Annotated in this window: 11 protein-coding genes; 2 read left to right on the top strand and 9 right to left on the bottom strand. The window is 61.0% G+C overall.

The annotated features are described in order from the left end of the window. Positions 1–11: 11 nt before the first annotated feature. From msrP to AC57B1_RS10315, 4 genes are all read right to left on the bottom strand, one after another. Positions 12–1,007, bottom strand: coding sequence for a protein-methionine-sulfoxide reductase catalytic subunit MsrP (gene msrP / locus AC57B1_RS10330; RefSeq protein ID WP_496417462.1), 996 nt, complete (start codon positions 1,005–1,007; stop codon positions 12–14). A 197-nt stretch (positions 1,008–1,204) separates the two neighbouring features. Beyond that, entirely contained in the window at positions 1,205–2,413 is a 1,209-nt protein-coding gene (ccsB, locus tag AC57B1_RS10325; protein ID WP_408481603.1) for a c-type cytochrome biogenesis protein CcsB, read from the bottom strand. A gap of 4 nt (positions 2,414–2,417) precedes the next feature. Next, a complete protein-coding gene (locus tag AC57B1_RS10320) occupies positions 2,418–4,640 on the bottom strand; it encodes a cytochrome c biogenesis protein ResB (RefSeq protein WP_496417461.1) in 2,223 nt (740 codons plus the stop codon). A 122-nt stretch (positions 4,641–4,762) separates the two neighbouring features. Continuing rightward, entirely contained in the window at positions 4,763–5,416 is a 654-nt protein-coding gene (locus AC57B1_RS10315) for a c-type cytochrome (protein ID WP_091798367.1), read from the bottom strand. Positions 5,417–5,681: 265 nt separating this feature from the next. Here AC57B1_RS10315 and yihA point away from each other — a divergent pair, with 265 nt between their 5' ends. Both yihA and hemB read left to right on the top strand, forming a co-directional pair. Continuing rightward, positions 5,682–6,332, top strand: coding sequence for a ribosome biogenesis GTP-binding protein YihA/YsxC (yihA, locus tag AC57B1_RS10310; RefSeq protein WP_496417460.1), 651 nt, complete (start codon positions 5,682–5,684; stop codon positions 6,330–6,332). Between the two features lie 253 nt (positions 6,333–6,585). After that, positions 6,586–7,584, top strand: a complete 999-nt coding sequence (gene hemB / locus AC57B1_RS10305; protein WP_496417459.1) for a porphobilinogen synthase — start codon at positions 6,586–6,588, stop codon at positions 7,582–7,584. Positions 7,585–8,030: 446 nt separating this feature from the next. Here the strand turns inward: hemB and dsbD are convergent, their stop codons facing one another. From dsbD to rpsD, 5 genes are all read right to left on the bottom strand, one after another. Then, positions 8,031–9,908 (bottom strand): protein-disulfide reductase DsbD, encoded by a 1,878-nt coding sequence (gene dsbD / locus AC57B1_RS10300; RefSeq protein ID WP_496417458.1) that lies wholly within the window; start codon positions 9,906–9,908, stop codon positions 8,031–8,033. Further along, positions 9,901–10,233, bottom strand: coding sequence for a divalent-cation tolerance protein CutA (cutA, locus tag AC57B1_RS10295; protein ID WP_496417457.1), 333 nt, complete (start codon positions 10,231–10,233; stop codon positions 9,901–9,903). Before cutA ends, dsbD begins: the two co-directional genes overlap by 8 nt. A 185-nt stretch (positions 10,234–10,418) precedes the next feature. After that, complete coding sequence (rplQ, locus tag AC57B1_RS10290) at positions 10,419–10,811, bottom strand: 50S ribosomal protein L17 (RefSeq protein WP_496417456.1); 393 nt, start codon at positions 10,809–10,811, stop codon at positions 10,419–10,421. A 170-nt stretch (positions 10,812–10,981) separates the two neighbouring features. Then, positions 10,982–11,959 carry a DNA-directed RNA polymerase subunit alpha gene (locus AC57B1_RS10285; protein WP_028199575.1) on the bottom strand — a complete coding sequence of 326 codons (978 nt, stop codon included), beginning with the start codon at positions 11,957–11,959 and terminating at the stop codon, positions 10,982–10,984. Positions 11,960–12,083: 124 nt separating this feature from the next. Next, positions 12,084–12,707, bottom strand: coding sequence for a 30S ribosomal protein S4 (rpsD, locus tag AC57B1_RS10280; protein ID WP_007180123.1), 624 nt, complete (start codon positions 12,705–12,707; stop codon positions 12,084–12,086). Positions 12,708–12,772: the final 65 nt, after the last annotated feature.

Here is a 12,772-nt window from a genome sequence, read left to right as displayed (position 1 = left end):
GCTCGCGTCGCTCAGAAATTTTTCTTCAGGTCCATGCCCTGATAAAGCGATGCGACCTGATCGCCGTAACCGTTGAACATCAACGTCTTACGCTTGGGTGTGAAGAAACCGTCTTCGCCGATACGCCGCTCGGTCGCCTGACTCCAGCGCGGGTGATCGACATTCGGATTCACGTTCGAATAAAAGCCGTATTCGTTCGACGCATACGTGTTCCAACTGGTCGGCGGCTGCTTGTCGAGGAAACGGATTTTCACCAGCGATTTCGCGCTCTTGAAGCCATATTTCCACGGCACCACGACGCGCACCGGCGCGCCGTTCTGATTGGGTAGCACCTGACCGTAGAGGCCCATGGTGAGGAACGTCAGCGGATTCATCGCTTCGTCCATGCGCAGACCTTCGGAGTACGGCCAATCGAGCACGGGGGTCGACAGCCCGGGCATTTGCGACGGATCGGCCAACGTGATGAACTGCACGTATTTGGCGTTGCCAGTCGGCTGCACACGCTTGATCAACTCCGAAAGCGGCACGCCAATCCACGGAATCACCATCGACCAGCCTTCCACGCAGCGCAACCTGTACACGCGCTCCTCGAGCGGCGCGAGCTTGAGCAATTCGTCGATGTCGTAGACCTTCGGATTCTTGATCTCGCCCTCGACGCTCACCTTCCACGGATGCGGCCGCAGCGTCCCGGCGTTGTGCGCGGGATCGGCCTTGTCGGTGCCGAATTCGTAGTAGTTGTTATACGTGGTGATGTCTTTGTACGGCGTGATCTTGTCGAGCGCGACGAATCGGGTGCTGGTTTTCGCCGCCAGCTTTTGCGCCTTCGGGTCCGGCGACGTGTAAGCCGCCAGCGCCTCGCCGTTCACGCCGATCAAACTGCCGAGCGCCGCCGCGCCGGCCGCCTGCAACACGCGCCGCCGGTTCTGAAAAACACGCTGCGGCGTGATTTCGCTGCGCGCAATGTCGTCGCCGTTGAGTTGAATTCTGTCGCTACGCTTGATCCACATCGTGGTGCTCCTTGCCGGCCCATCGGGCTATACATCTTACGGGGCCATAGTGATGATCGCTCGTCCGGGCGTCCGTCCCGTCATCCATAGGTACTGTCAGAGCGAACACTCTGGATGCAGCGAATATTCCGCCAGCCATAAAAAAACCGCCGGTGCGCAGCGCACGGCGGTTTTCAGTCGGGTCAGAGCGGCAAATCTTACAGCTTGCCGTAGCTATGCAAGCCCGACAGGAACATGTTGACGCCCAAGAAGGCGAAGGTCGTCACCAGCAGCCCGGTCAACGCCCACCATGCCGCGACCGTGCCGCGCAGCCCCTTCATGAGGCGCATATGCAGCCACGCCGCATAGTTCAGCCAGACGATCAGCGCCCACGTTTCCTTCGGGTCCCAGCTCCAGTAGCCGCCCCACGCTTCGGCGGCCCACAGCGCGCCGAGAATCGTCGCGATCGTGAAGAATGCAAAACCGACGGCGATCGACTTGTACATTACGTCGTCGAGCACTTCGAGCGCCGGCAGGCGGTCAGCCAGCACGCCGCGCTCTTTGGCCAGATACGCGACGCCCACCATGGCCGACAGCGCGAAGCTGCCATAACCGATGAAGTTGGCCGGCACGTGAATCTTCATCCACCAGCTTTGCAGCGCAGGAACCAGCGGCTGAATCTGCTGCGCGTCGCGCGCCACCGAGTACCACATCAGGAAGCCGACCGCGGCGCTGATCACCAGCAGCACGAACGCGCCAAGCGCCCGCGTGTTGTAGTGCTGCTCGTAGTACAGGTAGAAAAGCGCCGTGATCAGGCTGAACAGCACGAACACTTCGTACAGGTTCGAGATAGGAATATGACCCACATCCGCGCCGATCAGGTACGACTCGTACCAGCGCACCATCAGGCCGACAAAGCCCATCAGCACGGCCGCCCACGTCATCTTCGAGCCGATCGCCGCGCCGGTCGGCGAACGTGACAGCAGGCCGATCCAGTAGAACACGGTGGCGAACACGAAGAGCGCGCTCATCCACAGAATCGCGGACTGGCTCGACAGGAAGTACTTGAGGAAGAACGCGTTGTCCGCGCGGCTCAGATCGCCGTGATAGATCTGGATGGCCAGCAGCGACAGCGCCGCGATCCCCACCATTAGCGGGCGCACCGGTTTCCAGCGCCAGCCGAGCACCACGAACACCGGCACGGCGCAGCAGAGCACCAGCTTGTCGTAGTAATTCATGAACGGGTGGTAGCGCGACAGCGCAAACCCGGCGCCCGCGACCATCGCAAGGGCAAACAGCCAGTCGACGATACCGAGCCGTTTCAGAAATGGCCGCTCGTCGTACTGGGCGAGGTTGGGCGCTTCACTCGCGGGCGCCTTCTTGGGCCGCGAGGGTGAAGAGGAGGAGGAAACCTGAGTCAAGTCCATGATCTTACCGGGTCGAATCTTGTGAGCTTGCGGACGGCGCGCCGGCGTTGCCGGATTTGTCGGAAGCGCTGGCGGCGTCGGATGCTTCAGCGAGTTTGGCGCCCAGTGCGGCGCCAACGGCGTCGCGCGTCTGAACGAACTCTTTCTCGAAATCGAGCGTCTTGCGCGCGCTCGACATCGCCATCACGACGTTCGTGCCGTGATCGGTGTCTTTGAGCCAGAACCAGAGGCGCCGTTCGCGGACGTAGAACATCGAGAAGATGCCCAACACGAGGAGCAGGCTGCCAAGATACACGACTTTTTTGCCCGGCGCGCGCGTCAACTGAAATACCGAAGCTTGCACCTGCTTGAAGGAGTCAAGTTGCAAGTAGACCGGCGATCCATACAAAAAGCTGTCGGATATCGCGTTGATCGAGCTCTGGATGAAGCGGCTGGCGTCTGCATTGGCCACCGCTTCGGGCTCGCCGAGTTGCTGGCGGGACAGTTGGTACAGATCCCACGTGGAGCCTTCCAGCATGCGCAGCAGCAACCCGGCCGCCTTTTCCTGCTCGCCCTTCGGCACCGAATGGTCGATAAAGCCGGCAATCGCCTGGAAGCCGCCGACCGGCTGGCCGCTCGGCATCTTGATACTGTTATCCGCGCCAGCAAAAAGGGTCAGCACGCGCAACGCGCTTTCTTCGAGATGCTGCTGCAATTCGGTGTTCGAACCGGGCACCGAGCGAAGCGCGAAACGGTGAGCGGCCGAGGCGCGCATGGCCGGATCCTCCAGCGTGGCACGCAAGTTCATCCATTCCCTGACCGTGCCGCCGCTGTCGGCGGGAATGCGCAGGTAGCGGAACGGATCGTCCGGATTCACGCGCATGCCGGCGAGAAACATCTTTTCGCCCGAGACGTCTACCGGCAGCATGTAGTTGTTGTATTCGCGCGCCTGGCCGTCCTTGTCGCGCACCTTGTATTGCACCGACGGGCCGACATTGTGCAGATCGAGCGGCTTCGAGGTCTTGGCGCCGGAGCCGAGACGCTCGTCGAACGCTTCTTTCAACGTGCGGTGCGCCGCGACGCCGCGCGCATCGGTCTGGCCGCTGCCGTTCTGGATGTTTTCGACGTTGATCGCGCGGAAATCGGTGAATTCCACCGTCTGGCCGTCCGCAAGCGGCGTGGCCGTGCTCAACGGCGCATTGCCGCCGATCGTGCCGCCGAATGGCGCGGTCTTCGCGCTGGCGCCGCTCATCGGGTAGGCCGTCATCTGCATTTGCGAGCCGCCGTCCTGGAAGCTCGACTGATAGATCGACACGCCGTCGTAGGTGAACGGCTGGTTCACTTCGACACGGGCCGGCACGCGCGCGCCGGTCTTGTGATCCACCACCACGATGTCGCTCGCGAACAGCTTCGGCATGCCCGTCGAGTAATAGTCGACGATGAATTTGTTCAGTTCGATCGAAAACGGCAGGTCCTGGATCAGCGAGCCATCCGGCTGGTTCAGAATCGCCGTGGAGACGTGCTGCCCTTCCGGAACCCATGCGTAGCCGCGGAACGTGGGGTTCGATTGCGACAAACGGTGTTCCGGCGGAATCTCGTTGATCACCGTGTTGGCGCGGATCGGCGACTTGTCGAACAGCCACATTTGCAGCTTGATCGGCAGATTGCTGTCGAGCAGCCCGCCCAGACAGATCACCACGATCGCAAGGTGAGCCGAGATGTAGCCGAACTTGGTCAACGCGCCACGTTTGGCGGCGATCAGGGTCGCGCCTTCGGACTCACGCGTGACGAACTTGTAGCCGAGCTTGCCCGAGAGTTTGGCGAGCGCGGCCGAGGTCTCTGCACGCGTGCCCTGCACCGCGAACTCGCCCTTGTGATGGAACGCGCGCAAGCTGCCTTCGCGGACTTTGTCCTTCCAGCTCTTCGCGTCGGCGACCATTTTCGGCCCGTTGCGGATCACGCACAGCGACACCGACACCATCAGGAAGCCGAGAATCAGCATGAACCACCACGAGCTGTACACCGTGTACAGGCTCAGCGAGCGGAAGATGTCCGCCCAGAACGGGCCGAACTGATTGACGTAATTGGGATACGGATCGTCCTGCGTGAGGACGGTGCCGATAATGCTGGCGATCGACAGAATCACGAGCAACGAAATGGCAAAACGCATCGAACTCAAGACTTCGATGACGCTGCGCGTAATGCGATTGCCCGACTTCGACTGCAAACCCGACGTGGTGACGCTCATTCATACTCCGACTGAACAGCAAAAAAGGGTGAAGGGCTGTCGTAGGCACGACGCCCCCACCCTTTTCTTGTTTTGTACCGGCCTCGCCGGGCCGGTTGCACTTGCGTACGGGCTTCCTATTCCTAGTGCAAGCCCGCGATGTAATCGGCTACAGCCTTGATCTCGCTGTCCGACAGACGCGTTGCAATGGCATGCATCGCCTCGTTGTTGTTCCGTGCGCCAGGACCTTGCGTGAACGCCAGCAACTGCGCCACCGTATATTCCGACCATTGCCCCGACAGCCGCGGATACTGCGACGGAATTCCCTGACCGGTCGGCCCGTGGCAGCTTGCACATGCCGGTACGCCCTTGTCGGCAATCCCGCCGCGATAAATCTTCTGTCCTAGCGGAACGGTGTCTTTGTTGTGCGCATAGCCAGGCTTCGGGGTCTGCGCCGCGAAATAAGCCGCGACATTGACCATGTCCTGATCGGACAGCGCCGCCGCCATGCCCGCCATAATCGCATTGTTGCGCGCCGGCTGCTTGGCGCCCGGCTGCGTTTTGAAATCCTTGAGCTGCTTGACGAGATACTCAGGGTGTTGGCCCGCCAGCTTCGGATACGCGCCGCCGGCACTGTTGCCGTCCGCGCCGTGACACGACGCGCACACCTGCACCGCGATTGCCTGCCCCCGATTGACGTCCGGCTTTGCCGGATCTGCTGCTCGTGCCTGAATTGCCAAACCTGAAAGACCTGCCGCTACATGAAGCACCATCAGAGTCTTGCTCAGTCGATTCATTCGCACACCCTGTCTCGTCTTGTGGGATTTTTAGAGAGCCCCCAAACCTGCCGCATCGCGCCAGGCCCGGCGTTTTTCTTGAAGGTTTTGCAAAATACGACGGCGACCGAGTGACCGCCGGGAGCCGCCAAGGCACGTGGGCTGGCCCCCTCAGGTTTTCAGTAAACCATCGTATTGTACAATAACTCGCTAATCGCTAAGACGCCAGTCGGGCTTGACCCGTCCCCACTCCGGGTTCCCCGGCGTCTCGAATCCTGGCCTGATCATGTCCTTCCTGCTCCACCAATCCCGCTTTTTCACGACCGTCAATCACTTGCGTGATCTGCCGGCCACTTCGCAACCCGAGATCGCCTTCGCGGGGCGCTCGAACGCAGGCAAGTCGACGGCCATCAATATTCTGTGCAATCAGAAGCGACTGGCCTTCGCCAGCAAGACGCCGGGCCGCACGCAGCACATCAATTACTTTTCGGTGGGCAAGGCGGACGAGCCGACCGCGCATCTGGTCGATCTGCCGGGCTACGGCTACGCGGAAGTGCCGGGCGCGGCCAAAGCGCATTGGGAAGCGCTGCTGTCCACCTATCTGCAGTCGCGCTCGCAATTGCGCGGCATGATCCTGATGATGGACTCGCGCCGCCCGCTGACGGATCTGGATCGCCGCATGATCGAATGGTTCGCGCCGACCGGCAAGCCGATCCACACGCTGCTCACCAAGTGCGACAAATTGACCCGCCAGGAAAGCGTGAATGCGCTGCGCGCAACGCAGAAGGGTCTGGCTGAATATCGCGCCGCCGGCTATCGCGGGGAATTGACTGCCCAGTTGTTCTCGGCGCTCAAACGCGTCGGTATCGACGAAGCGCACGAGTTGATCGAAAGCTGGCTGATCCCCGACGCGAAGGGCGAAGCAGACGCGCCTTAGTAAGCGAGGAGAGCGCCGCCGGATAGGAGAAAACGCTATTGCGGCCGCCCATAAAAAAACCCGCCGCTTTAACGGCGGGTCAAACAGCCTAATCGAAAAAACGACAGGCACCCGCTCAGGGAGGAGAAGCGGGGAGGTCAGCGCAAGGCGCCTTGCTCGATCGGTATGATATACCATTGTCTCGAAAAGTTTCCGGCAGCGGAGACAGGCGTTACTTGGCCACTCCACACATCCACGTTTCTTCGATTCGTCTATGAGCTTCTATCCCCACCACCGTCCGCGCCGCATGCGCCGCGACGACTTCTCGCGTCGTCTGATGCGGGAAAATATCCTCACCACCAACGATCTGATCTACCCGGTCTTTATCGTCGAAGGCACGAACGTGCGGCAAGCCGTTCCGTCAATGCCGGGCGTCGAGCGCGTCTCGGTGGATCTGCTGATGGGCGTGGCCGAGCAATGCGTCGAATTGGGCGTGCCGGTGCTGTCGCTGTTTCCCGCCATCGAACCTGCACTGAAAACGCCTGACGGCCGCGAAGCAACCAACCCGGCCGGTCTGATTCCGCGCGCGGTTCGCGAACTCAAAAAGAACTTCCCCGAACTGGGCGTGCTGACCGATGTCGCACTCGATCCGTACACGAGCCACGGCCAGGACGGCGTGCTCGACGGAGCCGGCTACGTCATCAACGACGAGACAGTCGAGATTCTGGTCGAGCAGGCACGTGCACAGGCTGAAGCGGGCGTCGATATCGTCGCGCCGTCGGACATGATGGACGGCCGCATCGGCGCCATCCGCGAGATGCTCGAAAGCGAAGATCATGTCCACACTCGCATCATGGCTTATGCCGCCAAGTTCGCGTCGGCGTTTTACGGCCCGTTCCGCGATGCCGTGGGGTCCGCCACGAACCTCGGCAAAAGCAACAAGATGACCTACCAGATGGACCCGGCCAATTCGAATGAAGCGCTGCGCGAAGTGCAAGCGGACATCAACGAAGGCGCGGACATGGTGATGGTCAAGCCAGGCATGCCGTATCTGGATATCGTGCGCCGCGTGAAGGACGAGTTCCAGTTCCCGACGTACGTGTACCAGGTGAGCGGCGAGTACGCCATGCTGAAAGCGGCCGCGCAGAACGGCTGGCTCGATCATGACAAGGCGATGATGGAATCGCTACTGGCGTTCAAGCGGGCCGGCGCGGATGGTGTGCTGACCTATTTCGCATTGGATGCCGCGCGGATCTTGCGTTCGCAGAAGTAACCCGACACGCCGCCTTTCGCGGCGGCTCAGGCGTTGGGATAAACGGAGGCCGGCCGGTGAGTCGAGCCTCCGTTTTTTGTTTGGCGCTTGAGTCGGCGCGCACCGTCAGTCTCTGCGAAGTCGTGGTTGGTTCGCGTCTCGCGGTGCATGGGTACTCGCTAATCGAATTTCTCGCTATTCGAATTCGACAGCGATCGTCTTGCCCTCGACATTCAGCTCGACCCGCTGCGTTGCGCGCTCAATTCCCCGTTTCAGGGAAGGCTCCAGCCGGCCGCGGATCAGAACCGAGATCCGATTGAGCGATACGCCGGCTGTCGGCCAGCCAGCGATCGTGGTGATCCATTTCGGCTTTTATCGCCTCGACTGCAAGACGCGCCGTGCCGTCACCGAGTGGCCGCTGACTACCGCAGACACGCCACGCGCCGTAGCGGGCCCCTCATAAGCCGTCATGCCCCGGGCTCACGCGCCCGATCCAGACTGCGCAAAAACTTATCCGCTGACTCATAGCCAACTACGCGCAGCACTTCCTTGCCACTCCGATCGAAGAAGATGATCCCTGGCGGCCCGAACAGGCTGAAGCGCTTGAGCAGCGTCTGATCGTCGGCGTTATTGGCGGTGACGTCGGCGCGCAGCAGATTCATCTGCTTCAATTTCGCCTGGACACGCGGGTCGCTGAAGGTGAACTTCTCCATTTCTTTACAGCTGACGCACCAGTCGGCGTAAAAATCGAGCATAGCGGGCTGTGCAGCCGTCTTGACAGCCTCATCGAGTTCATTCGATGACCGAACCTGGGCGAACGTCAGATCGCTCTGCGGCGCGCTGCCCGGCCTATTAGAAGCGCCCGCGACGCCCGCCTCGCCGCCGCGCGCCGCCAGGACGGCAAGCGGGCGCAGAGGATCCGATGAACCCGCCGCTAGCCCGACCAGCAGGACCGCCGCCCAGACGGCCAGCGCGACGCCGATACCGCGGCCAAGCCGGCGCCACACGGAAGCCTGCGCGGCCGGCGCCGCGAACAAACCGAGGGAGACAGCGGCGACCAGCAACCAGAGCGCGCTCAGGAGCATGGTCGCCGCCGCGCCCAGCACCGGCCAGACGATCCACAGCGCCGCCGCGAGCAGCACCACGCCAAAGAACACCTTGACGCCGTCCATCCACGCGCCGGCGCGCGGCAAAAACGTGCCCGCGCCAAGACCGAGAATCAGCAGCGGCACGCCCAAGCCAAGTCCCATCGAAAATAGTGCCGCGCCGCCGAGCAGCGCGTCGCCCGTATGCGCAATGAACGCCAGCACTGCGAAGAGCGGAGCGGTCATGCAGGCGCCGACCACCAGTGCGGACAGCGCGCCCATCACGGCAACCGCTGCAAACTTGCCTCCGGAGCGGCCCGCCGATGCGCGCGAGACGCCGTCCTGCCAACGCTGCGGAAGCGCGATATCAAAGCCGGCGATCAGGGTCAGCGCGAAAACCGTCAGCAGCACGGCAAAAGCACCCAGCACCCACGGATTCTGCAACCACGCGCCGAGGCTTTGCCCGATCAGTGCCGCGCCAATGCCAAGCGCCGTGTACACGAGTGCCATACCGATCACGTAGGCCGCCGACAGCGAAAATCCGCGAGCACGTGTCACTCGCGCGCCTTCTCCGATAATGATCGCCGAAAGAATTGGAATCATCGGATACGAACAAGGGAGCAGACTCAGCACTGCGCCGGCGATGAAATAAAGCCCGACGATCGCGAAGAAGCCGCCGCCTTGCAGCAGCGACTGCGCGTAGTCCGCGCTGGTGGCACGCTCAAACCATGAGGTGCTTGCGGCGGCCGATTGTTGCGCACCATTGACGCTCGGGCCTTGCGCGCTGCCAGCCGGTTGCAGAGCCGCGCCGCTGACGTGGTACACCCGCTCCATCGGCGGGTAGCAGATGCCGGCATCGGCACAACCCTGCGACGTCACCGCCAGATCAAATGGTCCGGCCGCTTGCTTAACGGGAATCCGGATCGTCAACTCGTTCCGATACGTCTCGACGTCCTTGTTAAAGGTCTGATCGAACTTGACGTGCCCCGCGGGCAATTGCGGTTCACCGATCGTGGCCGTTCCGTTGCGGGTAGCGAAGGCGAAGCGCTCGCGGTACATGTAGTAGCCATCCGCGATCTTGTAGGTCACCTCGACTTCGCCGGGCCTCTCCTTCGCGCTGAATTTGAAGGCGACCGCCGGATCAAGGAAGTCATCCGCAGCACAAGCCAGCGTGCCGAACTGCGCAAAAATCACGCAACCAACTAGGAAAAATAGCGTACGCAGCGCATTGCGCGCGCGTCGGTCAAGACCGTTAAACATGGAGGGTACGTTGAGTTTCAGCAGTGACCCACTGGCCGTACGCGGCCGATGCCGTCGCTTGCCACGAGAGGATCTCCGGCGTGTCGTAGGGATGGTGAGCCTGAATGAACTGCTCGAGTTCAAGCGCACGCGCCGCGCTAGTCTTGAACAGCAACTGGATCTCGTGCGCCGTTTCGATCGCGCCCTGCCAGTGGTAGCTGGACTGCACGGCACCTAGCTGCGTGACGCAGGCGCATAGCCGTGTGGCCAAGGCATCCGCAGCAAGCTTCTGAGCCACGGCCGCGTCAGGCACCGTCGTCAGAATCAAGGTCACATTCACACTCACAGATGGCTCCGGTCAGGCACGATTCAGGTGCCGATATCGTATCACCTAGCCTTGCCCTACCGCAGACGGCGCCGCGGCGGCGATGCGGCAAATGGCCACGCGCACCGCATTCTGCCGCGCGCGTTATGGCGCTGGAAACAAAAAAGCCAGGCTTGGCGCCTGGCTTTCTTTTGATGCTAAAAAGCTTACTCAGCTTCTTGCACTTCGACTTCTTCAACTTCCGGACGGTCGAGCAGTTCGACCAGTGCCATCGGAGCGTTGTCGCCAACGCGGAAGCCGAACTTCAGCACGCGCAGGTAGCCGCCCGGACGGGTAGCGTTACGCGGGCCCAGAACTTCGAACAGCTTCGTGACCGAGTCACGATCGCGCAGGCGGTTGAATGCCAGACGACGATTTGCCAGCGACGGCTTCTTGCCGAGCGTGATCAGCGGCTCGACGACTTTACGGAGTTCTTTCGCCTTCGGCAGCGTGGTCTTGATGACTTCGTGCTCGATCAGCGAGTTGGACATATTACGGAGCATTGCCAGACGGTGGCTGCTCGTGCGGTTCAGTTTCCGCAAACCATGACGGTGACGCATGTTAATTCCTTCGATTCAAAGTTTTGGTCCAGCTCTTCTATCGCTCTCGAACTTCCCGCCGTTTCCCAACGGTAGCGAGTGCACGGGCCGGTAGTGAAAAAAGACAAGACGCGGATTTTAAAGGAAAATCCGCGTCTTTGCCAGTGCAGCGACGGGGTTCTGCCCCGGGATTACTTGTCCAGACCAGCCGGCGGCCAGTTCTCGAGTTTCATGCCGAGCGTCAAACCACGCGACGCCAGTACTTCCTTGATTTCGTTCAGCGACTTGCGGCCCAGATTCGGCGTCTTGAGCAGCTCGTTTTCCGTGCGCTGGATCAGGTCGCCGATGTAGTAAATGTTCTCGGCCTTGAGGCAGTTCGCGGAACGAACCGTCAGTTCGAGATCATCAACCGGGCGCAGCAGGATCGGATCGATCTGCGGCGCGCGCGACGGCGCTTCAGCCGTTGCTTCGGTGCCTTCCAGAGCAGCGAAGACCGACAGTTGATCGACCAGAATGCGCGCCGATTGACGGATCGCTTCTTCCGGCGAAATCACACCGTTGGTTTCGATGTTCATCACGAGCTTGTCGAGGTCGGTACGCTGTTCGACGCGGGCGCTTTCCACGGCATAGCTCACGCGGCGAACCGGCGAGAACGACGCATCCAGGACGATACGGCCGATGATCTTGGCCGACTCTTCGCCATAACGACGCACATTGCCCGGCACATAGCCGCGGCCCTTTTCGACCTTGATCTGCACGTCGAGCTTGCCGCCCTTCGACAGATGCGCAATCACGTGATCCGGGTTGATCACTTCGCAATCGTGCGCGAGTTCGATGTCGCCAGCGGTGACAACGCCTTCGCCTTCCTTGCGCAGCGTAACCGTCACTTCGTCACGGTTATGCAGCTTGAAGACCACGCCCTTCAGGTTCAACAACAGGTTGACCACATCCTCTTGCACACCGTCGAGCGTCGAATACTCATGCACGACGCCTGCGATCGTCACTTCGGTCGGCGCATAGCCCACCATCGACGACAGCAGCACGCGCCGGAGCGCGTTACCCAAGGTGTGGCCATAACCGCGTTCAAACGGTTCCATGACCACTTTCGCGTGGCTCTCACCAAGCGATTCAACAGCGATGATCTTGGGCTTCAACAAACTGGTTTGCATAGGTTTTCCTTTTCAATACCCTCGGCTCGTTACACCGATAAGGCTGACCGGTAACAACCTGAAAATAAACAGCCGAGACGCCCCCTTGCTTAGCGCAATCGAGGTGCCCCGGCCGTTAATCCGATTACCGCGAATACAATTCGACGATCAGGCTTTCGTTGATATCGCCAGCGATGTCGCTGCGTTCCGGCTTCTGCTTGAACGTGCCTTCGAACTTCTTCGAATCAACAGCGACCCAGCTCGGCAGACCGCCTTGCTCAGCCAGCGACAGCGCTTCGAGAATACGCGCCTGCTTCTTCTTCTGTTCGCGGACAGCAACGACGTCGCCAGCCTTCACTTGCATCGACGGGATGTTCGACACAACGCCGTTCACCGTGATCGCCTTGTGGCTCACCAGCTGACGCGCTTCAGCGCGCGTCGAGCCGAAGCCCATGCGATACACGACGTTATCCAGACGCGACTCGAGAAGTTGCAGCAGGTTTTCACCCGTGTTGCCCTTCAGGCGGTCAGCTTCAGCGAAGTAACGGCGGAATTGGCGCTCGAGGACACCGTAGATGCGCTTCACTTTTTGCTTTTCGCGCAGCTGCGTGCCGTAGTCGGACGTACGTGCACCCGAGGTGCGGCCGTGTTGGCCGGGCTTGCTGTCAAGCTTGCACTTGTCAGCGAGCGAACGACGGGCGCTCTTCAGGAAAAGGTCAGTGCCTTCACGGCGGGACAGCTTGGCCTTAGGGCCGATATAACGTGCCACGTTGATTCCTTCTATGATTAATCACGCAAATGCATGCATTCGCGCTAGTCCGAACCCTTTGGGTC

The sequence above is a fragment of the Paraburkholderia sp. BGA-UO-ETr-F21 genome (assembly GCF_059567925.1).
Note: the sequence above shows the minus strand (reverse complement) of the source record. Positions and strands in the feature narration are given on the sequence as shown.

What these genes read in the sequence shown, in the direction of transcription:
- msrP (WP_496417462.1), bottom strand. Translation starts at nt 1,007, where the DNA reads ATGTGGATCAAGCGTAGCGACAGAATTCAACTCAACGGCGACGACATT.
- ccsB (WP_408481603.1), bottom strand. Translation starts at nt 2,413, where the DNA reads ATGGACTTGACTCAGGTTTCCTCCTCCTCTTCACCCTCGCGGCCCAAG.
- rplQ (WP_496417456.1), bottom strand. Translation starts at nt 10,811, where the DNA reads ATGCGTCACCGTCATGGTTTGCGGAAACTGAACCGCACGAGCAGCCAC.
- dsbD (WP_496417458.1), bottom strand. Translation starts at nt 9,908, where the DNA reads ATGTTTAACGGTCTTGACCGACGCGCGCGCAATGCGCTGCGTACGCTA.
- hemB (WP_496417459.1), top strand. Translation starts at nt 6,586, where the DNA reads ATGAGCTTCTATCCCCACCACCGTCCGCGCCGCATGCGCCGCGACGAC.
- AC57B1_RS10320 (WP_496417461.1), bottom strand. Translation starts at nt 4,640, where the DNA reads ATGAGCGTCACCACGTCGGGTTTGCAGTCGAAGTCGGGCAATCGCATT.
- yihA (WP_496417460.1), top strand. Translation starts at nt 5,682, where the DNA reads ATGTCCTTCCTGCTCCACCAATCCCGCTTTTTCACGACCGTCAATCAC.
- AC57B1_RS10285 (WP_028199575.1), bottom strand. Translation starts at nt 11,959, where the DNA reads ATGCAAACCAGTTTGTTGAAGCCCAAGATCATCGCTGTTGAATCGCTT.
- AC57B1_RS10315 (WP_091798367.1), bottom strand. Translation starts at nt 5,416, where the DNA reads ATGAATCGACTGAGCAAGACTCTGATGGTGCTTCATGTAGCGGCAGGT.